General features: G+C 54.0%; 25 protein-coding genes. 14 read left to right on the forward strand and 11 right to left on the reverse strand.

Translation table 11 applies throughout. From position 1 onward, the window contains the following. Nucleotides 1-21: 21 nt before the first annotated feature. Both glgX and MHZ89_RS02250 read left to right on the forward strand, forming a co-directional pair. Nucleotides 22-2,097, forward strand: coding sequence for a glycogen debranching protein GlgX (glgX, locus tag MHZ89_RS02245; protein WP_311781685.1), 2,076 nt, complete (start codon nucleotides 22-24; stop codon nucleotides 2,095-2,097). 329 nt (nucleotides 2,098-2,426) lie between these two features. Continuing rightward, nucleotides 2,427-2,612, forward strand: a complete 186-nt coding sequence (locus tag MHZ89_RS02250) for a general stress protein (RefSeq protein WP_311781686.1) — start codon at nucleotides 2,427-2,429, stop codon at nucleotides 2,610-2,612. A gap of 122 nt (nucleotides 2,613-2,734) precedes the next feature. Here MHZ89_RS02250 and MHZ89_RS02255 read toward each other — a convergent pair whose 3' ends face one another. Continuing rightward, a complete protein-coding gene (locus MHZ89_RS02255; RefSeq protein ID WP_311781687.1) occupies nucleotides 2,735-4,060 on the reverse strand; it encodes a hypothetical protein in 1,326 nt (441 codons plus the stop codon). Nucleotides 4,061-4,326: 266 nt separating this feature from the next. After that, the gene (gene uraH, locus MHZ89_RS02260) at nucleotides 4,327-4,749 is read right to left on the reverse strand and encodes a hydroxyisourate hydrolase (protein WP_409373192.1); all 423 of its coding nucleotides are present in this window, start codon (nucleotides 4,747-4,749) and stop codon (nucleotides 4,327-4,329) included. Nucleotides 4,750-5,080: 331 nt separating this feature from the next. Here uraH and MHZ89_RS02265 point away from each other — a divergent pair, with 331 nt between their 5' ends. From MHZ89_RS02265 to MHZ89_RS02280, 4 genes are all read left to right on the forward strand, one after another. Beyond that, complete coding sequence (locus tag MHZ89_RS02265; RefSeq protein ID WP_409373193.1) at nucleotides 5,081-5,635, forward strand: TetR/AcrR family transcriptional regulator; 555 nt, start codon at nucleotides 5,081-5,083, stop codon at nucleotides 5,633-5,635. A 163-nt stretch (nucleotides 5,636-5,798) separates the two neighbouring features. Continuing rightward, complete coding sequence (locus tag MHZ89_RS02270) at nucleotides 5,799-6,002, forward strand: hypothetical protein (RefSeq protein WP_311781689.1); 204 nt, start codon at nucleotides 5,799-5,801, stop codon at nucleotides 6,000-6,002. Nucleotides 6,003-6,179: 177 nt separating this feature from the next. Further along, nucleotides 6,180-6,419, forward strand: a complete 240-nt coding sequence (gene ycgZ, locus MHZ89_RS02275) for a regulatory protein YcgZ (protein WP_311781690.1) — start codon at nucleotides 6,180-6,182, stop codon at nucleotides 6,417-6,419. A gap of 176 nt (nucleotides 6,420-6,595) precedes the next feature. After that, on the forward strand, nucleotides 6,596-6,865 hold the full coding sequence (locus tag MHZ89_RS02280) for a hypothetical protein (protein ID WP_311781691.1): 270 nt from the start codon (nucleotides 6,596-6,598) through the stop codon (nucleotides 6,863-6,865). 17 nt (nucleotides 6,866-6,882) lie between these two features. Here MHZ89_RS02280 and umuC read toward each other — a convergent pair whose 3' ends face one another. The 8 genes from umuC to icd all read right to left on the reverse strand — a co-directional run bounded on the left by umuC (nucleotide 6,883) and on the right by icd (nucleotide 14,660). Next, nucleotides 6,883-8,145 carry a translesion error-prone DNA polymerase V subunit UmuC gene (gene umuC / locus MHZ89_RS02285; RefSeq protein WP_311781692.1) on the reverse strand — a complete coding sequence of 421 codons (1,263 nt, stop codon included), beginning with the start codon at nucleotides 8,143-8,145 and terminating at the stop codon, nucleotides 6,883-6,885. Nucleotide 8,146: 1 nt separating this feature from the next. After that, nucleotides 8,147-8,566, reverse strand: a complete 420-nt coding sequence (gene umuD, locus MHZ89_RS02290; protein ID WP_311781693.1) for a translesion error-prone DNA polymerase V autoproteolytic subunit — start codon at nucleotides 8,564-8,566, stop codon at nucleotides 8,147-8,149. Between the two features lie 1,187 nt (nucleotides 8,567-9,753). Then, complete coding sequence (locus tag MHZ89_RS02295; RefSeq protein WP_409373223.1) at nucleotides 9,754-9,906, reverse strand: hypothetical protein; 153 nt, start codon at nucleotides 9,904-9,906, stop codon at nucleotides 9,754-9,756. Between the two features lies 1 nt (nucleotide 9,907). Continuing rightward, on the reverse strand, nucleotides 9,908-10,120 hold the full coding sequence (locus tag MHZ89_RS02300) for a cold-shock protein (protein WP_120452131.1): 213 nt from the start codon (nucleotides 10,118-10,120) through the stop codon (nucleotides 9,908-9,910). A 320-nt stretch (nucleotides 10,121-10,440) separates the two neighbouring features. After that, nucleotides 10,441-10,719 (reverse strand): hypothetical protein, encoded by a 279-nt coding sequence (locus MHZ89_RS02305; RefSeq protein ID WP_311781694.1) that lies wholly within the window; start codon nucleotides 10,717-10,719, stop codon nucleotides 10,441-10,443. A gap of 1,037 nt (nucleotides 10,720-11,756) precedes the next feature. Continuing rightward, nucleotides 11,757-12,011 carry a hypothetical protein gene (locus MHZ89_RS02310; RefSeq protein ID WP_311781695.1) on the reverse strand — a complete coding sequence of 85 codons (255 nt, stop codon included), beginning with the start codon at nucleotides 12,009-12,011 and terminating at the stop codon, nucleotides 11,757-11,759. 493 nt (nucleotides 12,012-12,504) lie between these two features. Then, nucleotides 12,505-12,831: a DUF1090 family protein gene (locus tag MHZ89_RS02315; protein WP_311781696.1), complete on the reverse strand. Its 327-nt coding sequence runs from the start codon at nucleotides 12,829-12,831 to the stop codon at nucleotides 12,505-12,507. A gap of 578 nt (nucleotides 12,832-13,409) precedes the next feature. Then, a complete protein-coding gene (gene icd / locus MHZ89_RS02320; RefSeq protein ID WP_311781697.1) occupies nucleotides 13,410-14,660 on the reverse strand; it encodes an NADP-dependent isocitrate dehydrogenase in 1,251 nt (416 codons plus the stop codon). Between the two features lie 96 nt (nucleotides 14,661-14,756). Here icd and rluE point away from each other — a divergent pair, with 96 nt between their 5' ends. The 8 genes from rluE (at nucleotide 14,757) to MHZ89_RS02360 (ending at nucleotide 22,609) form a co-directional block, all read left to right on the forward strand. Beyond that, nucleotides 14,757-15,425 carry a 23S rRNA pseudouridine(2457) synthase RluE gene (gene rluE, locus MHZ89_RS02325; protein WP_311781698.1) on the forward strand — a complete coding sequence of 223 codons (669 nt, stop codon included), beginning with the start codon at nucleotides 14,757-14,759 and terminating at the stop codon, nucleotides 15,423-15,425. A gap of 50 nt (nucleotides 15,426-15,475) precedes the next feature. Further along, nucleotides 15,476-15,949: an NUDIX hydrolase gene (locus tag MHZ89_RS02330; protein WP_311781699.1), complete on the forward strand. Its 474-nt coding sequence runs from the start codon at nucleotides 15,476-15,478 to the stop codon at nucleotides 15,947-15,949. Nucleotides 15,950-15,992: 43 nt separating this feature from the next. Continuing rightward, nucleotides 15,993-17,105: a tRNA 2-thiouridine(34) synthase MnmA gene (gene mnmA / locus MHZ89_RS02335; RefSeq protein WP_311781700.1), complete on the forward strand. Its 1,113-nt coding sequence runs from the start codon at nucleotides 15,993-15,995 to the stop codon at nucleotides 17,103-17,105. 33 nt (nucleotides 17,106-17,138) lie between these two features. Continuing rightward, nucleotides 17,139-17,780, forward strand: coding sequence for a high frequency lysogenization protein HflD (hflD, locus tag MHZ89_RS02340; RefSeq protein WP_120452117.1), 642 nt, complete (start codon nucleotides 17,139-17,141; stop codon nucleotides 17,778-17,780). A 41-nt stretch (nucleotides 17,781-17,821) separates the two neighbouring features. Then, complete coding sequence (gene purB / locus MHZ89_RS02345) at nucleotides 17,822-19,192, forward strand: adenylosuccinate lyase (RefSeq protein WP_120452115.1); 1,371 nt, start codon at nucleotides 17,822-17,824, stop codon at nucleotides 19,190-19,192. 103 nt (nucleotides 19,193-19,295) lie between these two features. Then, nucleotides 19,296-19,964 carry a two-component system response regulator PhoP gene (gene phoP / locus MHZ89_RS02350; protein WP_271152076.1) on the forward strand — a complete coding sequence of 223 codons (669 nt, stop codon included), beginning with the start codon at nucleotides 19,296-19,298 and terminating at the stop codon, nucleotides 19,962-19,964. After that, nucleotides 19,964-21,424, forward strand: a complete 1,461-nt coding sequence (gene phoQ, locus MHZ89_RS02355) for a two-component system sensor histidine kinase PhoQ (protein ID WP_311781701.1) — start codon at nucleotides 19,964-19,966, stop codon at nucleotides 21,422-21,424. The genes phoP and phoQ overlap by 1 nt, the downstream gene beginning before the upstream one ends. Before the next feature lie 57 nt (nucleotides 21,425-21,481). Further along, complete coding sequence (locus tag MHZ89_RS02360; protein ID WP_120452109.1) at nucleotides 21,482-22,609, forward strand: cupin domain-containing protein; 1,128 nt, start codon at nucleotides 21,482-21,484, stop codon at nucleotides 22,607-22,609. A gap of 95 nt (nucleotides 22,610-22,704) precedes the next feature. On the opposite strand, the gene pepT is transcribed toward MHZ89_RS02360, so the two are convergent. Further along, nucleotides 22,705-23,934 carry a peptidase T gene (pepT, locus tag MHZ89_RS02365; protein ID WP_311781702.1) on the reverse strand — a complete coding sequence of 410 codons (1,230 nt, stop codon included), beginning with the start codon at nucleotides 23,932-23,934 and terminating at the stop codon, nucleotides 22,705-22,707. Nucleotides 23,935-24,016 lie beyond the last annotated feature (82 nt).

The raw sequence follows: 24,016 nt of genomic DNA on the forward strand, positions 1-24,016 counted from the left end.
TTACTGAATGGAGAGAGTTAAATGTCTGAGGGTACACATTTTGCTATTACGTCGGGTTCAGGCCAGCAGTTAGGTGCCAACTACGACGGCGAAGGCGTTAATTTTGCCATCTTTTCCGCTCACGCCGAGCGCGTCGAGCTTTGTCTGTTTGATGAGAGCGGAGAGCATGAGATCGCCCGCCTTGAACTGCCGGAATTTACCCATGAGGTGTGGCATGGCTACGTGCCCGGCCTGAAGCCCGGCGCGCTTTACGGCTATCGCGTCTACGGCCCTTACGATCCGGAGAACGGGCACCGCTTTAACCCCAACAAACTGCTGATCGATCCTTACGCGCGCGAACTGGCGGGCAATATCGAGTGGAATGAGGCGCACTTCGCCTACGATCTGCTGCATGAGGATAAAGACCTGACGTTCGACACGCGCGACAGCGCGCCCTTTATGCCGAAGTGTCGGGTGATCGACCCCAACGAGTTCGACTGGCAGGACAGCAACCGTCCGAATATCGCCTGGCCGAACGCGGTGATTTATGAGACGCACGTTAAAGGCTTTACCCAGCTTAACTCGGCGCTGCCGGAAGCGCTGCGCGGCACCTACGAAGGGATGGGGCATAAAGCCACGGTTGACTATATCAAAAGCCTGGGCATCACCTCAGTCGAACTGCTGCCGGTGCACTGGTTCCCGGACGATCAGCACCTGCTGGATAAAGGGCTGAAAAACTTCTGGGGCTACAACTCTATCGGCTTTTTCGCACCCGTACCGCGCTACTACGGGCCGCGCGGCATTCAGGGCTTCCGTGATATGGTGCGCGCCTTCCACGATGCCGGTATCGAGGTGATCCTCGACGTGGTGTACAACCACACGGCGGAAGGCAACGAGCTTGGCCCGACGCTCTCGTTTAAGGGCATTGATAACTTCTCTTACTACCGCACCCTGCCCGACCAGCACCGCTACTACATTAACGATACCGGCACCGGCAATACGGTGAATACCTCGCATCCGCGCGTGCTGCAGATGGTAATGGATTCGCTGCGCTACTGGGCGGAATCGATGCATATCGACGGTTTCCGCTTTGATCTGGGCACTATTCTGGGCCGCGAGCCGGAAGGCTTTGACCAGCGCGGCGGCTTCTTCGACGCCATAATGCAGGACCCGGTGCTGTCGAAGCTGAAGCTGATTGGCGAACCCTGGGATATCGGCCCTGGCGGCTATCAGGTTGGCGGCTTCCCGCCGGGCTGGGCGGAGTGGAACGATAAATACCGCGATACGGTGCGCGAATACTGGAAAGGCGATAACGTCTCTACCGATTTTGCCGCTCGCCTGCTCGGTTCCGGCGATCTCTACGACCAGCGCGGCCGTCGTCCCTGGGCAAGCGTCAATTTTATCACCGCCCATGATGGCTTTACGCTGAACGACCTGGTTTCCTACAACGAGAAGCACAACGAGGAGAACGGCGAGGACAACAACGACGGCCATAACGATAACCGCTCCTATAACTACGGCGCGGAAGGCCCGACCGAGGATGAAGGCATTAATGCGGTGCGCGAGCGTCAGAAGCGCAACTTCCTCGCCACGCTCTTCTTCTCTCACGGTACGCCGATGCTGCTGGCAGGCGACGAGTTCGGCCGCAGCCAGCTGGGCAATAACAATGGCTACTGTCAGGACAGCGAGATCTCCTGGGTACACTGGGATAATCTGCCGGCCAGTGCGGAGGCGCTGCGCGAATTTACGCGTCACGTTATCCGCCTGCGCGCCGAGCAGCCGCTGCTGCGCCGCGAAAACTGGCGCGACGGCATGGAGATCAAATGGTTTAACGCAGGCGGCGGCTTTCAGCAGGAAGAGCAGTGGGAGGAAGGCTCAACGCTGGGTGTCTATATCGGCCGACCGGATCTGCAGGCCGAAGAAGGCATCTGGCACGATGTGCTGATGCTGATTAACCCGTTTGAAGGCACAGTGCCATTCCGCATTCCGCAGTTTGGCGAAGGCGGCTGGGTGCTGGAGCTGACCACCTCCGACAACGATAATCACGGCCTGGTGATTACCAAAGAGAAGGATTTCGAGCTGGAGGGCCGCAGTATCGCCCTGTTCCGTCGTCCCTGATTCTCTCTAATCGCACGCAGCGCCTCAGATCGGGGCGCTGCGCTTTTAAGCCATTCCATCCTAAAAAACCGCAAAGATAAATGTGATGCACGTCACAAATTAGCACTATACGCTAAATTGTACAGCTATTACAAAACATGTACAAATTTAATTAAATTTCCTTTAGCCAGTAAGTAATTAGGCTTCGCTTGCTGACACAGCGTTATTTACGGCACAGAAAAAGCCAAATATTCATCTCAGATAGTACATTGCAAAACTGGCGTTCTCTTCCATAGTTAAAACGCATTGAAACTCTTTTTATTTATTATTTTTAACAGAGAGGAATTGATATGACTCAGCGACGTGGTGGAGCAGGCAATTTTGCTGAAAACCCTGAGAGAGCGCGTGAAGCAGGGAAAAAAGGCGGCCAGATGAGTAGCGGCAACTTTAAATATAATCGTGAACGCGCAGTCGAGGCAGGTCGAGTCGGCGGCAAACTCAGCCGTCGCTCTGCGGCAGATAAAAGTGCCAGTTAATATAAGAGAACGCCGGGAAAACCTTTCCCGACTTCTTATTTAAAAGCGTCCGTTACTGGACGCTTTTTTATTTCTTCTTTCGCCTTTAACTTTATTAACCTTACTACCATGCCAGTAGCTTATTATCCGCGCTCTGTCTGGCATGCGTTATTATTTCTCTGTTTTTGCCCAAGGGAGAAATATCTGGTGCTATCGCCGGCCGGCTGAGGCGCCAGCACGCGGCGCAGCACCTGAACGTAATCCATTACCAGGCCCGGCGTCCACGTCATGCCTTCTGCCCGGCTGCGTATCAGGCTCAGCAGCCAGAAATCGGGATCGAGCAGTACGGCATAACCGCGTAAGCCTCTCAGTCCCAGCATACCTTCGGTCGCGACGTCCAGCGCCTGCATGACGCTGGTTGAACAGTTGCGCGACGTCAGGTTGTAGCGACAATCCTGGCCGTGACTCGCCCAGTAGTTTAGCAGCGCCTGCTGGTTGTAATGCAGTAGCGAAAGGCGTTTATCGGGAAGGCACCACTCCTTTATTTCCCGCTCAAGCGAGGGCTGGTGAAAGCCCGCCACGTCATTCTCTTCACGCGCGTGCAGCATCTGCCATACGCCGCCCAGACTGCCGGTCATATCCTCAACCGGATAAAAGCTGACGTAGAGTTTGTCGCCCATCGCCAGCGAAGTATGGCCGGTGGAGACTTTACCGCGATGATCGATGGCGGCAACCCAGCGGTCAAACCACGGGCGGCGTCCCGCAACGCTGCCCGATCCCAGTGGCGTCCAGATATAGATAGTCAGCGGCTCGCTGGCAGGCGCGTCATGGCAGGATACGTGGCGATAATCAAACCCGTGTGGTTTACGCACCCCTTTCCGGGTAAACAGCGGCAGTGCCGCGACGCTGGTTTCTGGCGGCAGGGCGCGGATTTGCCACACCATCTGCAACAAGGAGAGCGCCCAGCCCAGCAGCACAAGGGCAAAGCCCATCGGGATCAGCACGCGATGCGGAAGCGGCCAGTCCGTCACGATCATCAGGCTGAACAGCCACTCGCCGCCGCCAGTCGCCAGCTTGCTGTGCCAGCGGCGGCAGCGCATCAGCGTGCAGGAGATAATGCGAAAGCCGCCATCCAGGAAAAAAGCCAGCGCAAACAGCCAGGCGACGCAGCTGCCCTTTTCATGCGGCGCGGCCAGCAGAGCGGTGCCCAGCAGCAGCAGCGTCAGCGCTTTGCTCTTTGCAGCCCAGCCGCTGTCGAAACCTGTCCGCGCGCGCCAGGCCTGAATCAGGCCTTCTGCGGTTAAAAACACGCCCAGCAGACAGAGCGGGGCCGACAGCGTGCCGTGATAAAGGCTCTCCAGCACGATACCTGCGCTGGCGCCGAGGCAGAGCATGCCAGCCACCAGTAACCCTGACCAGCTGGCGCGCAGCATCGGTCCGCCCATTAATAAAAAAAGCAATCGCAGCAAAAGAGAGGCTCCCGTCAAAACAATCAACGTCCGGTTTGCCTTAAAAATGCGCTACGGCACTGGGCGTTCCTTTTCCCCTGGGCACCATCCTGACCGTTACGGCTGGCGTTATCAGTGAGTGCAGCTTACGTAATAAAGATTAGTTTTTGCTTAATTTCGCCGCTTTATGCCTGCCATTCAGGTTGCTGTCGATCGCCTCGCACCTGTTATAAAAAAATGGCCTGAAGTGGCTTCCCGCTTCAGGCCCGGTTGTTACGCTCTGCCGCTTAGTTGCCGCGATAGGTTGAGTAGCCGTAAGGGCTGAGCAGCAGCGGTATATGGTAGTGCTGGCTGGTGTTGTCGAGGGTAAAGACTACCGGGATCTCCGGGAAAAAAGTCTTTTGCTTTACGCTGGCGTAGTAGTCGCCGGTTTTAAACACGACTTTATAGGTGCCCTGTTCCGCCTGCTTGCCCGCAGGATAAAGCGCGCTAATCCGGCCACTGGCATCGGTGACGCCGGTGGCAAGCGTTATCCACTTGCCGTTGAGGTTTTGATCCAGCTCAACCGACACGCCAGCGGTAGGGACGCCGGTTTGTAAATTCAGCACGTGAACGCTGATGGGATTTTTCATCGTGGCTGGTTCAGCCGCCGTAGTGGAGAAAGCGTAAGCCGCAAGGGCTGCGGCACCAAACAGTGACAGAGATTTCATAAGTCATCCTTTTTTATGTTGACGCCCACAGGTTAAGGCAACGCACAGGCCAGCGTAAAAATTCGCGCTGCGTATCTGAAATTTCCGAGAACCTGCAAGGCGAGACGCCGCTCTCTTAATAGGGTTAATAAAAATGATTACTTAGCCTGCTTATTTTCTTTCCGGCTGACCTTTTGTTTTACCGACCTCTTTTGCAGCGGCGCTTTTTATTTTTCCTGTTGCTTGCCATTATGGTAATTTGCAAACAAATACTCCTTTAAGCTTATCGATGACGACATCCCGCACACCCACCCCGCCCGCCAGGGAGCGCGGCAGACCCAGGGCTTTCGATATGGACACCGCCCTTGATAACGCCATGCTCGTCTTCCGGCAAAAAGGGTTCCACGCCTCGTCGGTGGCCGATCTCAGCGAAGCCATGAATCTGACAGCAGGCAGTATCTACAAAGCGTTTAAAGACAAGCGCACCCTGTTTCTGCGCGTATTTGAACGCTACATCAGCGTTCGCAGCGCCGATCTGCGCGCACGCCTTCAGCCGCTTCCCACCGGCAGAGCGCGCATCGCGGAGCTGCTGCAGTTTTATCTCGACTCGGCGCGTGAAGTTGAAGGACGGCGCGGCTGCCTGGTGGTTGGCAGCACCGTCGAGCTACAGAGCCTTGATGACGAGCTTTCCAACCTGGTGCGCCAGGCGGTGCTGCGCAACCGTAATTTCCTGATGTCGCTTATTCGAGAGGGACAGGAGGATGGCTCTGTCTCCGCCGCGCTGGATGTGGAAACGGCAGCGGGCCTGCTGCTGTGCGTGGCGTTCGGCATGCGCGTTGTGGGTAAAGTTCAGGATGTGACTAATGGGGCAGAAACGATTAATATGCTGCTTGGCATTCTGGATTAATTCTTTTGCCCTATTAGGAAATAAGCATTTCCTAAATATACTCTGCACAGCGTGCTTTTTTCATGGGTCAACTTCGCTGTGCTCTTTCTGGTTAAACAGTAAAAGAGATAATGTATTCAAAAATTCCCCGCACCCCATTTGTTATCGCCTTTCAGGAGGCAGAGTGAACCACAATGAAATCGCTGATAACGAAGAAGTCTACGCTTTACTCGGCCGCGTCGTGGCGCAGCTCCTGCAGCCAGGCGAAGCGCTTCCTTTACAGGAAATAATTGGCGCGCTCTATCGTACTGGCGCAAGCGCAGAAGACCCGGCAACAGAGGAAGCCTGCGAGCGCGCTATCCGCTTGCTGGCCAGCAAATTAAACTGAAGCGCCCCTTTATCGCCGGCTTCGTCCTAACCCGTTGTTAATATTCATTTAGTATGAAAGTACAAAAAATAAACGCGGGCCTGAACAGGTAATCCTGTACAAGTTTACCCAAATTGTATAACTTTAGGCCTGGCTTAACTGATTATGTTTTAATCATACGGATATTTAAGGGTTGTTATGCGTCAGACCGGAGACAGGCCAACTACAGCCAGTGATATCGCCCACTATTTCAATAAGGCCGTACTGCCGTGTGAGCAGGAGACCTTAGGTCGGATTGTGGTGGAAATCCTGCGCGCAGGTAAACAGCTCAACAGGAAAACGCTCTGCACAAAACTGCTTGCCCGACTGGAGCTGGCGACCAGCCCGGAGGAAGAGCGGCATTATCAAAAGCTAATCAGCTTGTTATTCAAGCGTTAGTTTTAATTTGCAGGTTGACCATTGCGTTCAGCACCTGCCCGCAGCATGATTCACAGTGGAACGTGTCAGGCAGAGCCTTAATGATGGACACACGCCGCAGGCGCCCCAGCGCAGACGGCTTGCTTCCAGTCACTCTGTCCCGTTAACGGGCAAATACTGTAATAAGAGATGCGGGTATGTACAGAAGTAAAATTGAAAAACTGACAGATTATGTGATTGGCGAAGCCGTCGCTGCGCTGCTTGAGCAGAATGCATCGATCTCTGGCGCATCGCTGGCGAACCGTCTGAAAGTCATGGCGATGACGGAAACAGACAGCGATCGGAAAGAGGCTCTGACGCTGGCGCTGGCGGAAATACGTCAGGAGTTTTCCTCGGCGCGCGCCGTAACCGACCCGCCGCCGCGCAGCTATGGCGAGCGCGCCCCGGCAAACGCGAAAAAACACTGAACTCTCAGGCCGATCGCTCACCTGACGATCGGCAGATCCGAAAAGCGGGTAGTATAGGCTGGCGACAGCATCTCTCGCTTCATCGCCCAGCTTTTTTCAATACCCTGTCCGGCAAACCAGAGCGTTCCCCTGCCCTCCTGATTAATACGATCCATCACCTTCATTAGCGCCTCGCTGTTGGCTCGCGGTCCATAAGGATCAAACAGCTGAAGCTGCGCCACGCCCTGACTAAAAAAATCACCCAGCATAACTCCCGCTTTCATATAGCGGTAGCCGTCCAGCCAGATGCGATCCAGCGCTTCTGTCGCAAGCCGTACGATATCGCGCGTATCGTTCGACGGCGTCAGCAGCTGTGCCGTCGCCTGGTTACCGTAACAGGCCTCGTTTTTAGCGTGCGGACTGGTCTTCAAAAACACCGAAACCTGACGGCAGTACTGCCCCTCCAGACGCAGCTTTTCTGCTGCTCTTTCGGCATACTGACAAACCGCCTGGCGCACTTCGCCGTAATCGGTAAGGCGCGAACCAAACGAGCGCGAGCAAACAATTTGCTGTTTTGTCGGCGTAATATCTTCCATATCAAGGCAGGACTCGCCGCGCAGCTCGCGTACCGTACGCTCCAGCACCACATTGAAATGTTTGCGTATTACCCACGTCGAGCTTTCAGCCAGCTGCAACGCGTTTTCGATCCCCAGCTGCTGTAGCTTCCTGGCGATGCGTGCGCCCACGCCCCATACCTCTTCCACCGGCACAATCGCCATCAGTCTGCGCTGCCGCTCCGCGTGCGAAAGATCGACAACCCCCTTTGTCGCGGGATATTTTTTAGCGGCGTAGTTGGCCAGCTTCGCCAGGGTTTTGGTGGGCGCAATCCCTACGCCCACGTTAAGATGGATCTCTTTTTGCACCCGCGCCTGAACGGCTTGTCCAAACGCCTCAAGCGGCTGGCAGAAACTGATGCCGCTCAGGTCGAGGAAAGCTTCATCGATGCTGTATCTCTCTATCGCTGGCGCCATCTCCTCCAGCGTCGTCATCACCCGATAGCTCATATCGGCATAAAGCGCATAGTTGGAGCTGAATACCTGCACCCTGTGCCGGCGCAGCGTCTCTTTCAGCTGAAAAAAGGGCACGCCCATGCTAATGCCGAGCGCTTTAGCCTCGCTGTTGCGGGCAATGACGCAGCCGTCGTTGTTGGATAACACCACTACGGGCACCCCTTTCAGGTCGGGGCGAAAGACGGTTTCACAGCTGGCATAAAAGCTGTTCACGTCCACCAGCGCGAACATATCAGTGTGTCGATTTAATAACGTAGGTCACTACGCCAAACACCTGTAGTCCTTCCGGTGTATTAATGGGTATGGGGCTGTGTTTGCTGTTGGCGGGCATCAGGGAAATGGAAGGATGGATCCGAAGCTGCTTAATAGTAAATTCGCCATCAATGGCGGCCACGATAATATCGCCATGTTTTGCCGTCAGGGAAGAGTCAACGACAATCATATCCCCTTCGCCGATGCCTGCTTCGATCATAGAATCGCCGCTGACGCGGAGAAAGTAAGTTGCGCTGGGATGCTGCACCATTAAATCATTCAAATCGATCCGTTTTTCGATGTAATCCTGCGCCGGCGACGGAAAACCGCAGGGCACACGCTCAATGTAAAGCGGCAACGACAACAGGTCGCGGACTTCCGCGGGGCGATATAACTTCATGAGAAAGACTCCTTCTGCTCGATACTGTATATAAATACAGTAATATCAAACTCATGATTTAATCAAGGCGCGGCGGTAGCAAAAATGATGAACCCACTGACGCCGAAGGAATTATTTTTTGTAAGGTTGCGGCATCTGGCCGCGTTCTGCACAAAATCTCGTCTTAATTCAAACTGATATGGCGATTATATGAGCACCCACTCGCCTTAAAAATAATTTCCTTTTCGCCTTGTTTTTTCGCCCTTCTCGACTACTTTTCAGATTGTCATTAGCTTTACCTGCCAGTGACGACGCGATGCTGCGTTTCCCTCATTGGCCGCATCGCCTTCAATCCCTGATTGTTAATTTTTAATCGCCCAGTCAATGCTGATTCGGGCTTTTTTTTGCCCCTGGCTAAGAGATCTCTTTTTTTACCTGTATTAACCGGGCATAATTCTCTTTTCTGGTGAAAATTATTTTTAAGTGAGTAATTTTAATAGAGAAAAATTAATAAATCGCTAAAAAGATAGAAATCTAACAATTAGGGAAGCGGGGAATTATTTATTCTGGAATGAGTGGCGGCAGTAATTAACTATGTTATGCTTAATATGAATTCTGAGCCCAAGCCTCCACCAGAGATATTGCTCTACGAGTCCGCTTCATATCTCATATGACTCTCCCCTGCTTTGCGGGGGCATTTTTTATTTCTTTCTGTTAAACCTCTCTCTCTTTACTTCCCTGAACAGCGTCCCGACAGAATGCGTTGCGCCTGCTCCCCCACTAAAAATAATTACCAACAGAAATAATGGCCAGACCAGACGAATCTGGTTATAGCGCCTGTCCGTTTTTATTTACAGAGCATTCTTAGTAATCGTTTTCAGGCCGAAAAAAACGATGCAATTCAACCACTCCTTTTAATCACAAGGCTAATGGTTAGAGACCTACATTTAGCAGAATGGCCATTAACAGGACAATGAACCGTACTGTTAGCTATATTTAAGCGGCTCGGTAATGAAATCCACAACTCTTACTGAGCGGCTGTTACTCCAACCCCTTGCCCCCCTTCTGGGGGCTTTTTTTATCCTGAGGTGCGATACAGAGTACATATCATTTGCTGTTCTGACGGCAATAAAAAAGGCATCCCGAAGGATGCCTTAATAAGCTGATGCGCGGCTTTCCGCCCCTCTCTACACGATAAGGGAAGAATATTAACGTTCAAACACGCCTGCAAGAATCATAGCGGTTTTGCAAAAAATGCATTTCGCGCCATGGGGATTACTTTTGCACTGATCAAACGCAGAGACACGATATTGTGAGCTCTGGCAGCACGGGCATCGGAAGCGTATGGCTGAAAGGCTAATATTAAAGCCCTACAACGTTCACTGCTGACGGACCCTTCGGACCCTGCTCAACAGAAAATTCAACGCGCTGACCTTCGTCAAGCGAGCGGTAATCAGTGCCCTGGATAGCAGAAAAATGGACGAAAACGTCCTTGCTGCCATTCTCCGGAGAGATAAAACCAAAACCTTTTTCTGAGTTAAACCACTTAACGGTTCCGAAAATTTTATTCGACATAGTATATGACCTTTTAGTTAGCCTTACGGCAAAAGAGGCTGAATTGCAGAAATAAATCAGAACCTGAGGTAGACTCAAAAAGAAAGGCTTGAAGCGGCACTAACTGAGATGAGAAATACAATATGAACTAACCTTGAAGCTGTCTGCTAATCAGACCGACGAACTATTAACGCATGTCCGCCAGGCATAAGCAAGTTAAAAATAAATTTGTTTTATAAGAGCGCTTTACCGCCTCGCCTGCCAGCACGGGTAACCTGTTGCTGGCTCACGGCCACGGTATCAGCGCCCTTTTAACGCACCGCGACAAATTTACCGCCGCGCTACTCCTGTTGCAGTAACGTCTCCCTCATCGCCTGTTCGCTGCTGAGACGTTTTCGCGTAAGGCTATTCAGCTTGACCAGCCAGTGAGAATACTGCTCGACCAGTTTTTGCGCTTCGGCTTCATTTTCGGCATAGCAAAGGAAAATTCTGCTTTTTGTATTGCTGTGTTCATCGATGGCATACACTTCAAAATCCGCGCCATATTTGCTGTATATAACGGCGGTAAAAGAGATTTTCTCCCAGGACTCAATTTTGCTTTGAAATTGCTTATAATTCACTTTATTCACCTGATAAAAATTAATGCACGCGCCCGGAAAGCGATTGGGCCTGGATATTATAATGCAAGTGGATAAAACATAAGTGTTCAAAAAAGTCATCTGGCGTTCAGATTTTCATTCATCGCGCAAATTTGCTTTAAATCAAATAAAACGGATCCTTTAAGGGAAACTGCTATTTACCTTGCCGCATATCCAGCCGTAATCCTGCTTTCAGCGCACCAGCGGCTGCGCTGCGCTGAAGAGATATTCCGGGCGCAGCGGCCTTTTGCCGTTTCGCTATTATCAGCGTCGCGCTGTAAGTCATCACGGCCCCTCATGATCTGGCGCGTTAAAAGAAGATGGCGGCAATAACCTGTCGCCTATTATTTCAAAATCCATCATTCTGAAGTAAGTCGTTGTAACGGGGATCGATGTTTGCGGCCGGTACCAGCCAAACTGAGATATGTAGTACCAGACTTGCAGCGGATCGCTACCCGATTTAACCCAGTAGAAACCTTCTTTCATAAGTGGCTCGCTCAGCTAATGCTGTTTTAAAGACACTCATGAATGCCTGACAGTGAACGGCGTCTTGTAATAACGTCGTAGCGGGTTTTCCTGCGTTCATGACAACGTACCCAGAAATTAAAGAGTAGCACTCTTTATGTTGACCCACCGATAAATAGAGAAAGAATATGATTTTCATATTCTGCACGCCAGTTATTCTATTATTTAATGGCGCTTAATCCCTCCTTTTTCCCGGCAAAACAGCTGCACTCTGGCTGCGCTAAATCAGCCAGTATAAACCCTGTTATCTGACAAAACGTATAACAGACTTGTCAGCAGAACGATAATTAACCTTTGCGGTGTAACAGGCAGCGGTAAATAATCCCGCCAGTACAGCCGTCAGCGATCGATGCCAGCCAGATGGCGATAAGCATCAGGCTTGCCGGCGCGTTTATATCAGACGCTATCTACATAACACTCGGGAAAATTGCGGTCAGCACCAGTTAATAATAAGGGTTGACTGTCAGGGAATCACCTCCCGCCGTCCTCTTACATCAGCCATCAACGGTAAAGCCTCCGGAATAGCTCTGGTGCTTACCGCAGGCGGTAAGAAACAGAGCGGCGTCTGGCGATAAAACGAATAGCCTGAGTGACGGATAAACAACCAGAATCGCACTGAAGCAGCCGCCCGCCGGCAGGCCCAGCGTAGCAGCAAGAGAGAAGCAGCTGATACAGTCTGCTGCTTCCTGCTTTAATATTTTTTGCTGGCTTTCACCCTGTTCTATTTTCAGCGCGCTGAAAATCGGCAAAAAAATACCCTGAATAAACAGGGTAAGATTTAACAAGCCAAAATAAAAAGATTACATTTTGAAGAGGTTGTTTGAGCCGGGTAACTTAACAACCTCAGCCGCTAAGTTTAATTGAGTTAACCTTTTATTTTATGATCTTAGTCAATTTTAGCGAAGCGGCAGCTCCGTTAATCATTCCCAAAAGAGAATACTCGTTGCAAAAATAGCGGTAAATGGCCTCTGTTTAGCCTCTCAGCCTGATACACAGGGAGTTCCAGCCAGGCTAAAGCCATAAACAGCGTTGCCAGCCAGCTTGCTTTCATCTTTGGTTAAATATCATCTGGGCAAGGAGACTATTTCCCGGCAAGGCGTATGTGCGCTGCAAAAGAAAAAATTAAATCCAGCATACTTAAGGCCCTTGAGAGGTTCATTCAGCACGACAGCCAGACGTATCAGCCTGAATGAACCACACTATCTACGGGCGGTTAATGCAGATGTATTACTGTAGCCAATCCTACCTTTTTCCTGCCAGGTTATCCAGATGCCCTTCTTCTTTGGCTTCTTTCAACGCCTCCTGTGACTCAGGCTCCGCTTTTTTCGCTCTTAACGGCTGCCTGGTGACGTTTTGATTCGCCCGCTGCGCCTGCCGCTCCTTATTGCAATTCGTTTTAACCCTGTTGCGTGCAATGTTCAATCGGGACATTTCCTTCCTGTTATTGAACTTTTTAGCCTGTTCGATTTTTTTATTAAAGACTGCGATTTTATCTTTGCAGGTATCAGGCGCAGCAAAAGCGAAGTACGGTGATGTCATCAGCAACAACAGTATTATTCCTGTTTTCATATGCAAGTTAACCCTGTGTTAAATTTGAAAGCATGGATATATCCGCTATCAACATAATCTATATCAGGCGTAAAAAAGCAAAACATATGTTTTCCAAAAAGGCAGTCATGATAAAAAATGAGAAAATGGAAGTAAGAAAAATCAACTGGCAGACTATCAAGACTGAAACACACCCGCGTTCCAGGCTGTATCGCCTGGCTTATTTGCATTTATGATTTATTGGCTGTTTTTATAAAAACAGGAACTAACGGGATTTATTATTTCAACTTCTTCACCTGATGATATTTTTTATGGATATTTATTGATAATTCTCCTTAATAAGAAAAATAACCAGACGCCGCCCTTCTTGCGTAACTGATTGTGGTTGCAGCGGGAAATGCCCTCAAAAATCGCCAGCTTAAAAGTATTGAAAACGCACGACGGATAAATATCAGCAGAGGAAAAGTCAGGATAACGATTGCCGCTTAAGGCATGAAATTTACAGGGTATTGGAAAAGGATTTTGGGAAAGGATCTGGCGTATTAAAAAGCCAGCATGCCTGTAACGGCTATGCTGGCTTTAAAGTTAACTACGTTAACTTACATGTTTTCGATGATAGCGTCGCCAAACTCTGAGCATTTCAGCAGTTTAGCGCCATCCATCAGGCGCTCGAAGTCATAGGTCACGGTCTTGTTGGCGATAGCGCCTTCCATGCCTTTAACAATCAGGTCAGCCGCTTCGAACCACTGCATATGACGCAGCATCATTTCTGCTGACAGAATAACGGAACCTGGGTTCACTTTATCCTGACCAGCATATTTCGGTGCGGTACCGTGAGTCGCTTCAAACAGCGCGCATTCGTCGCCGATGTTCGCGCCCGGTGCGATACCGATGCCGCCAACCTGCGCCGCCAGGGCGTCGGAAATGTAGTCGCCGTTCAGGTTCATACAGGCGATAACGTCGTATTCCGCCGGACGCAGCAGGATCTGCTGCAGGAACGCATCGGCAATCACATCTTTAACGATGATATCTTTGCCGGTGTTCGGGTTTTTGATCTTCATCCACGGGCCGCCGTCCAGCAGCTCTGCGCCGAACTCTTCTTTCGCCAGCTGGTAGCCCCAGTCTTTGAAAGCGCCTTCGGTGAATTTCATGATGTTGCCTTTGTGCACCAGCGTCAGAGAGTCGCGGTCATTGGTGATCGCATACTCAATCGCCGCGCGCACCAGACGTTTGGTGCCCTCTTCCGAACACGGCTTCACGCCGATGCCGCAATCCTGCGGGAAGCGGATTTTCTTCACGCCCATCTCTTCGCGCAGGAACTTGATCACTTTGTCCGCTTCGGCAGAACCCGCTTTCCACTCAATACCGGCGTAGATATCTTCAGAGTTTTCACGGAAGATCACCATGTCGGTCTCTTCAGGACGTTTGACCGGGCTCGGGGTGCCTTTGTAGTAGCGAACCGGACGCAGGCAAACATAGAGGTCAAGCTCCTGACGCAGCGCAACGTTCAGTGAACGGATGCCGCCGCCAACCGGCGTGGTCAGTGGGCCTTTGATAGCGACGCGATACTCTTTGATCAGGTCGAGGGTTTCCTGCGGCAGCCAGACATCCTGGCCGTAAAGCTCTACCGATTTCTCACCGGTATAGATCTCCATCCAGGAGATTTTGCGCTCGCCGTTATAGGCTTTTTTCACCGCAGCATCGACGACCTTCAGCATGACCGGAGAAACGTCAACGCCAATGCCATCACCTTCAATGTAAGGAATGATCGGGTTATTCGGCACATTGATCTTGCCCTGATCCAGGGTGATTTTCTGACCTTCCGCCGGAACAACTACTTTGCTTTCCATTAACCTCTCCTGGGCGTTTTGTTAATAAATTGTAAGATGTGACGCCATGATACTTGAATATTTACGCCGCGCCAATCTTCACCGTTTCGCGTTATAATGCGCCGATTGTCACTGACTGCAAAGCTCATGCGAAAAAGTTCTCAACAAATTCACCAGCATAAACGCTCTGACCGCGCGCCACGCGGCGCTCAGCGCAAACCGCCGCGCCCACGTGGACCGCGGCGCGTCATATTATTTAACAAACCATTCGATGTTCTGCCACAGTTTAGCGACGAGGCTGGCCGCCAGACGCTGAAGGATTTTATCCCGGTCAGCGATGTCTATGCCGCCGGTCGCCTCGACCGCGACAGCGAAGGCCTGATGGTGCTGACCAACGACGGCACGCTACAGGCGGCGCTGACGCAGCCCGGCAAACGCACAGGTAAAATCTATTATGTTCAGGTCGAGGGCGAGCCACAGGAGGCGGAACTCGCGGCGCTGCGCAGTGGCGTTAATCTGAAAGATGGCCCTACGCTGCCCGCAGGCATAGAAAAGGTCGACGAGCCCGCCTGGCTATGGCCGCGCCAGCCGCCGATTCGCGAACGAAAAGCGATTCCGACCAGCTGGCTCAAGGTGACGCTCTATGAGGGCCGCAACCGCCAGGTAAGGCGCATGACGGCGCATATCGGCTACCCTACGCTGCGCCTTATCCGCTACGCAATGGGCGACTATCGGCTCGATACGTTAGCGCCTGGCGAGTGGCGCGAGGCAGAGACATCGGCGTAAGGCTGCTCGCTCTTTTTTCATAACGTCAGGTTAACAATCCCGGAGGATCGATGTTTAAACCTCATGTCACCGTCGCCTGTATCGTGCAGGCCGAAGGCGAACTGTTAGTAGTAGAGGAGCGAGTTAAAGGTCGCGCCACCTGGAACCAGCCCGCCGGTCATCTGGAAGCGGACGAAACGCTGCTGGAGGCGGCCCGTCGCGAGCTGCGCGAAGAGACCGGGATTGATTGCGCGCTCGACTATTTCCTCGGCGTCCAGCAGTGGATCGCGCCGGACAAGACGCCCTTTGTGCGTTTCCTGTTTGGCGTCGACCTGCCCGAAAAACAGCCCACCGCCCCGCAGGACAGCGATATCGACTGCTGCTGGTGGCGCACAGCGGAGCAGATTATCGCTGCAGATAACCTGCGTTCGCCGCTGGTCGCCGAAAGCGTCAGGCTGTGGCAACAGGGCGCGCGTTATCCGCTGCATCTGATCGCGCCGTTTCAGTGGCCGTTTCACGAGGGTGCGCGCCACGCCGACGCGTGATAGAATACGCCGCCTGTTTTTTTATCGTAATCAAGAGTGCGTCATGTCTGACAACAGCCAGAAAAAAGTGATCGTCGGTATGTCCGGCGGCGTCGATTCTTCCGTATCCGCCTGGTTACTGCAGCAGCAGGGCTATCAGGTAGAAGGCCTGTTCATGAAGAACTGGGAGGAAGACGACGGCGAGGAGTATTGTACTGCCGCGGACGATCTGGCGGATGCGCAGGCGGTCTGCGACAAACTCGACATCAAACTGCATAAAATCAACTTTGCGGCAGAGTACTGGGACAACGTCTTCGAGCACTTCCTCGAAGAGTACAAAGCGGGCCGCACGCCCAATCCCGATATTCTCTGCAACAAAGAGATCAAATTTAAAGCCTTCCTGGAGTTTGCGGCAGAAGATCTCGGCGCGGACTACATCGCCACCGGCCACTACGTGCGCCGCGCGGACGTCGACGGCAAAAGCCAGCTGCTGCGCGGCCTCGACGGCAACAAAGATCAGAGCTATTTCCTCTATACGCTGAGCCATGAACAGATCGCCCAGAGCCTGTTCCCGGTGGGCGAACTGGAGAAGCCGGAGGTGCGCCGCATCGCCGAAGAGCTCGATCTCATCACCGCGAAGAAAAAGGACTCCACCGGCATCTGCTTTATCGGCGAACGCAAATTCCGCGACTTCCTTGGCCGCTATTTACCCGCGCAGCCGGGCGTGATTGAAACCGTGGATGGCCAGGTGGTCGGCGAGCATCAGGGTCTGATGTACCATACGCTGGGCCAGCGCAAGGGCCTGGGCATCGGCGGTCTGAAAGAGAGCAATGACGATCCCTGGTACGTGGTGGATAAAGACGTCGCGCGTAATCGCCTGATCGTGGCGCAAGGCGGTGACCATCCGCGCCTGATGTCGGTGGGTCTGATCGCTCAGCAGCTGCACTGGGTCGATCGCCAGCCTGTCACCGCCCCGCTGCGCTGTACGGTGAAAACGCGCTATCGCCAGACAGATATTCCCTGCGAGATCGTGCCGCGCGGCGAAGATCGCATTGAGGTGCGTTTCGACGCGCCGGTTGCGGCGGTGACGCCGGGCCAGTCCGCCGTCTTCTACCTCGGTGAAGTCTGCCTCGGCGGCGGCATTATCGAAGAGCGGCTGCCGCTGACCGCGGATTGAGTCGGCTTTGCTGACGCGTAGACAGGAGTAACCGTGGCTAAAAATTATTACGACATCACGCTGGCGCTGGCGGGCATTTGTCAGGCCGCGCATCTGGTTCAGCAGCTGGCGCATCAGGGGCAGTGCCAGCCGGAAGCGCTCAACGTCTCCTTGCGCAGCGTGATTGATTTAAATCCCGGCTCGACGCTGGCGGTGTTCGGCAATGACGAAGCTAACCTGCGCCTTGGCCTGGAAACGCTGATGGCGGTGCTCAACAGCAGCAGTCGTCAGGGCATGGGCGCGGAACTGACGCGCTATACGCTGAGCATGATGGTGCTGGAGCGCAAGCTGAGCGGCAATAAAACGGCGCTGGCTACCCTGGCGCAGCGCATCGGCCAGCTCGATCGCCAGCTGGCGCACTACGAACTCGGTTCAGAAACCATCACCAGCGCCATGGCCGGCATCTACGTCGATGTTATCAGCCCGCTTGGCCCGCGCATTCAGGTCACCGGCTCGCCCGCCGTCTTGCAAAACCCGCTGTTGCAGAGTCGCGTACGCGCGACTCTGCTGGCGGGCATTCGCGCCGCCGTATTGTGGCAGCAGGTCGGCGGCGGTCGCTTTCAGCTGATGTTTTCACGCCAGCGTCTGCTGGGCGAGGCAAAAACCATTTTATCCCGGCTCTCTCCGGCTTATTAAGCCGGTAAGCCCACACTGTAAACGATTCAGGAGTTGCACTGATGGAATTATCCTCTCTGACCGCCGTCTCACCTGTCGATGGTCGTTACGGCGATAAAGTCAGCCCGCTGCGCGCCATTTTCAGCGAATACGGTTTGCTGAAGTTCCGCGTTGAGGTTGAAGTACGCTGGTTACAAAAACTGGCGGCCACCGCAGAGATCAAGGAAGTTCCTGCATTTGACGCCGACGCAAACGCTTTCCTCGACGCAATCGTGGCTAATTTCAACGAAGAGGACGCGGCGCGCATTAAAACTATTGAGCGCACCACCAACCACGACGTAAAAGCGGTCGAATATTTCCTGAAAGAGAAAGTCGAGAGCGTGCCGGCGCTGCACGCGGTGTCAGAGTTTATCCACTTCGCCTGTACCTCTGAAGACATCAACAATCTGTCGCATGCGCTGATGCTGGAAAGCGCGCGGCGCGACGTGATCCTGCCCTACTGGCAGCAGATCATCGACGCGGTTAAGCGTCTGGCACACGAGTACCGTGATATTCCACTGCTGTCGCGCACCCACGGCCAGCCAGCCACGCCTTCTACCATGGGCAAAGAGATGGCGAACGTCGCTTACCGTATGGAGCGTCAGCAGCGCCAGCTGAGTAAGATTGAGATCCTGGGCAAGATCAACGGCGCGGTAGGCAACTACAACGCGCACATCGCCGCCTATCCGGAAGTAGACTGGCACCAGCTGAGCGAGCAGTTCGTCACCTCGCTGGGCATTACCTGGAACCCCTACACCACTCAGATCGAGCCGCACGACTATATCGCCGAGCTGTTTGACTGCATGGCGCGCTTCAACACCATCCTGATCGACTTCGATCGCGATATCTGGGGCTACGTGGCGCTTAACCACTTCAAACAAAAAACCATTGCGGGCGAAATTGGCTCTTCCACTATGCCGCACAAGGTCAACCCGATCGATTTCGAAAACTCCGAGGGCAACCTGGGCCTGGCGAATGCGGTAATGCAGCACCTGGCGAGCAAGCTGCCGGTCTCACGCTGGCAGCGCGACCTCACCGACTCCACGGTGCTGCGCAACCTCGGCGTCGGCGTCGGCTACGCGCTGATCGCCTATCAGGCGACGCTGAAAGGCATTTCCAAGCTGGAAGTGAACCGCGAGCGTCTGCTGGACGAGCTGGATCATAACTGGGAAGTGCTGGCTGAGCCGATTCAGACCGTGATGCGCCGCTACGGCATCGAAAAGCCGTACGAGAAGCTGAAAGAGCTGACGCGCGGCAAGCGCGTCGACGCGGCCGGCATGCAGGCCTTTATCGACAGCCTTGCGCTGCCGGAAGAGGAAAAAGCGCGCCTTAAACAGATGACGCCAGCTAATTATTTGGGCCGCGCCATCCAGATGGTCGACGACCTGAAATAAGCGCGGACGCAGGCGGGCCAGTCCCGCCTGCGTTAAGCTGTTGTTTAAATGTTTTTGCGTATACTTTATCCTAACTTAAATGCTCTGAGAGTAAGGAAAAGCCATGCGTGTTTTGGTTGTGGAAGATAATGCTCTGCTGCGCCATCATCTTGCAGTTCAACTGCGTGAAATGGGCCATCAGGTAGACGCAGCAGAGGACGCAAAGGAAGCTGACTATTTTTTACAGGAGCATTTGCCGGATATCGCGCTGGTCGATCTTGGCCTGCCGGATGAAGATGGCATGTCGCTGATCCGCCGCTGGCGCAGTCAGTCGGTGCGGCAGCCGATTCTGGTGCTGACCGCGCGCGAAGGCTGGCAGGCCAAAGTTGAAGCGCTGGAGGCTGGCGCCGATGACTACGTCACCAAACCTTTCCATATTGAAGAAGTGGCTGCGCGCCTGCAGGCGCTGATGCGCCGCAACAGCGGACACGCTTCGCAAATTATCGACATGGCGCCGTTTCAGGTCGATCTCTCGCGCCGCGAGCTGACTATCAATGAGCAGCCGGTGAAGCTGACCGCTTTTGAATACACCATCGTCGAAACGCTGATCCGCAACGCGGGTAAAGTAGTGAGCAAAGACTCCCTGATGCTGCAGCTCTATCCCGATGCGGAACTGCGCGAAAGCCATACTATTGATGTGCTGATGGGTCGACTGCGTAAAAAAATTCAGGCGCTGCATGCGGATGAGGTGATTACTACCGTACGCGGTCAGGGATACCGCTTCGATCTCTGATGCGCTGGTTCCAACGTTATCGTCCGCTTTCGCTACGCGCCCGCTTTTTACTGGCATGTTCAGCTATTGTGCTGTTTCTCTCCCTGTCTTACGGCATGGTGGCCGTGATCGGCTATGTGGTGAGCTTCGACAAGAACACCTATCGCGTGATGCGCGGCGAAAGCAACCTCTTCTTTACGCTGGCGCAGTGGCAAAATAACCGCCTCACTATCGCCCAGCCGGAGCGGATGACGCTCAACTTTCCGACGCTGGTATTTATTTACGATGAACACGGCAAGCTGCTGTGGCAGCAGCGTGACGTGCCGGAAATTCGCGCCAAAATCCGCCATGAGTGGCTGCTGAAGCCCGACTTTTACGAAATTGACACCAGTAACCGCACCAGCGCGATGGCGATAGGCAACGATCTCTCGGCGCAGAAGCGGCTGCACGCCATTGATAACAATAACAACGACACCTTTACCCACTCCGTCGCGGTCAACCGCTATGACGCCACCACCAACCTGCCGGCGTTGACCATTGTGGTGGTGGACTCTATTCCGCAGGAGCTACAACACTCCGACGTGGTCTGGTCATGGTTCAGCTACGTGCTGGCCGCTAACCTTATTCTGGTGATCCCGCTGCTGTGGCTGGCGGCGCACTGGAGCCTGCGCCCGATTGGACATCTCGCTACGCAGGTTCGGGAGCTGGAAACCAGCCAGCGTGAAAACCTGGAGGATTCGCCGCCGCAGGAGCTGCGCAGCCTGGTGCGCAACCTGAACCTGCTGCTGAGCAACGAGCGCCAGCGCTATACCCGCTACCGCACTACCCTTTCCGATCTGACGCACAGCCTGAAAACGCCGCTGGCGGTGCTGCAAAGCACGCTGCGTTCGCTACGTAACGGCAAGGATATCACCATCGAGCAGGCTGAGCCGGTGATGCTGGAGCAGATCAGCCGTATTTCGCAGCAGATCGGCTACTACCTGCACCGCGCCAGCATGCACGCGGATCACAATCCGCTGCTGCGCGACCTGCATCCGGTGTCAGTGCTGCTCGACAGCCTCTGTTCGGCGCTCAACAAGGTTTATCAGCTCAAAGGGGTTGAGATTACGCTGGACGTCTCGCCGGAAGTGACCTTTATCGGCGATAAAAACGACTTTATGGAAGTGCTGGGCAACGTGCTGGACAACGCCTGTAAATATTGTCTGGAGTTTATCGAAGTGAGCGTGCGGCAGACCGATCAGACGCTGCATATGTTTATCGACGACGACGGCCCCGGCATTCCTGAAAGCAAGCGTGACCTGGTGTTCGTACGCGGCCAGCGCGCCGATACGCTGCGCCCTGGCCAGGGTCTGGGCCTGGCGGTGGCGCTCGATATTCTGGAACAGTATGAGGGCCAGATTATCGCCACCTCCAGCGCGCTGGGCGGCGCGCGCATGGAAGTGATCTTCAGACGTCAGGAAGTCGAACATCGCCGCGAGTAGAAAGGCGCGCAGGCTGTTATACTTGCCTGCATTTACAGCCCTGTGTGGAACTACTCTATGGATTATCAGCTCGATCTTAACTGGCCCGACTTTATTCAGCGCTACTGGCAAAAACGCCCGGTGCTGCTCAAGCGCGGTTTTAAAAACTTTATCGACCCCATTTCTCCTGACGAGCTGGCCGGGCTGGCGATGGAAAATGAGGTGGACAGCCGCCTGGTCAGCCATAACGACGGTAAATGGCAGGTCAGCCATGGTCCCTTCGAGAGCTACGATCACCTGGGCGAAAACAACTGGTCGCTGCTGGTGCAGGCGGTAAACCACTGGCATGAGCCTTCCGCAGCGCTGATGCGTCCCTTCCGCTTTTTGCCGGACTGGCGCATCGACGATCTGATGATCTCCTTTGCCGTACCGGGCGGCGGCGTTGGCCCGCATTTCGATCAGTATGACGTCTTCATTATTCAGGGCACCGGTCGTCGTCGCTGGCGCGTTGGCGAGAAAGTGCCGATGAAACAGCACTGCCCGCACCCCGATTTGCTGCAGGTTGAGCCTTTCGACGCCATCATTGATGAAGAGATGGAGCCGGGCGATATTCTTTATATTCCACCGGGATTCCCGCACGAAGGCTATTCGCTGGAGAACGCCATTAACTACTCTGTCGGCTTCCGCGCGCCCAACGGCCGCGAGCTGATCAGCGGCTTCGCCGATTATGTGCTGGCACGCGAGCTGGGCAGCTACCGCTACAGCGATCCTGAGGTGCCGGCACGCGACTGTCCGTCGCAGATCCTGCCGCAGGAGATTGAGGGCATTCGCAAGGTAATGCTCGACGTTATCGACCAGCCGGAGCACTTTGCTAACTGGTTCGGCGAGTTTATCTCCCAGTCGCGTCACGAACTGGACGTCGCGCCGCCGGAGCCGCCCTATCAGCCCGATGAGGTTTACGATGCGCTGCAGCAGGGCGATACGCTGACGCGTCTTGGCGGCCTGCGCGTGCTGACGATTGGCGATGCGGTTTTCGTCAACGGCGAGCGCGTTGAGTGTTCGCAGCCAGAGGTGCTGAAGGCGCTGGCGCGCCGTCAGACGCTGAGCCTGGAGGATTTCGGCGAGGCGCTGGATGACCCGTCGCTGCTGGCGCAGATCGCGGCGCTGGTGAACGCCGGTTACTGGTACTTCGGCGACGCCGAGTAATCACCCGCAGCGGCTCAGACGTGAAAGCGCGGGTAGCGTGAGCCGAAAAGCAACGCCACCCGCGCCAGCAACACGCCTCCTGACGGAGGCGTTTTTTATGCCTTTTTCTCTGCGGCCAGTTCCGCCAGCCGCACGATCACATCTACCGCCTGCGCCATAATATTGAGCGAAGCGAACTCGTGCTTGCCGTGGTAGTTATAGCCGCCGGTAAAGATGTTTGGACAGGGCAGCCCTTTCCATGAGAGCGCAGAACCATCGGTGCCGCCGCGAATCGGCTTGACCTTCGGCTCAATGCCGCAGTCGCGCATCGCCTGCAGCGCCAGCTCGATAATATGCGGATGCGGCTCGACCTTCTCGCGCATATTGCGATAGCTGTTGCTGATCTCCACCGTTACAGAGCAGTCTTTATGCAGCCCGGCGTTGATGCGTTCAGCAATTGCCGTCAGTACCTGCTTGCGCTGCTCGAAAGAGTCGGTGTCGAAATCGCGGATAATGTACTGCAGCTCGGCGTGCTCTACCGTCCCCTTCATCTGATGCAGATGATAAAAACCTTCGTAGCCTTCGGTAAACTGCGGACGCTCTTTTGCCGGCACTTCGGCATGAAACGCCGTCGCCACATCCAGCGCGTTCACCATCACACCTTTCGCCGAGCCGGGATGCACGTTATTGCCGACAATCTTTACCATCGCGGACGCGGCGTTAAAGTTCTCATATTCAAATTCGCCCAGATCGCTGCCGTCGATGGTATAGGCCCAGTCGGCGGCAAAACCTTCGACGTCGAAATGGGAAGTGCCGCGGCCGATCTCTTCATCCGGGGTAAAGGCGACGCGGATAGCGCCGTGAGGAATATCCCCTTTGGCGAGACGCGCCATCGCCGTCATGATCTCGGCGATGCCTGCCTTATCGTCAGCGCCGAGCAGCGTTTTGCCGTCGGTGGTGATTAAGGTATGGCCAGTCAGCTTATGCAGCACCGGAAACATCACCGGCGACAGCACTTCTTCACCCATACCGAGCGCGATATCGCCGCCGCGGTAGTTTTCGATAATCTGCGGGTTTACGTTCTTCGCCGTAAAGTCGGGCGAGGTGTCCATATGCGAGATAAAGCCGATCACCGGCGTCGGCCAGTCGACGTTAGCGGGCAGCGTGCCCATTACGCAGCAGTGATCGCTAAGCGATACGTCAATAAAACCAAGCGCAATCAGCTCTTCCTGCAGCTTGCGCGCCAGCGTCCACTGCCCTTCGCTGCTGGGCACCTGACGCGCCTGCGGTTTTGCCTGCGTCTCTACCGCCACATAACTCAAAAACCGTTCAAGTAACTGATCCATATGCCATCCTTCAAAAGAAGCCGACTATTATTATCAACAGCCGCGTCCGACGCATGTTGCGTCATATCATTAACTGACAGGT

Source organism: Pantoea sp. ACRSB, assembly GCF_022346905.1.
GTDB classification, from domain to species: domain Bacteria; phylum Pseudomonadota; class Gammaproteobacteria; order Enterobacterales; family Enterobacteriaceae; genus Pantoea; species Pantoea piersonii.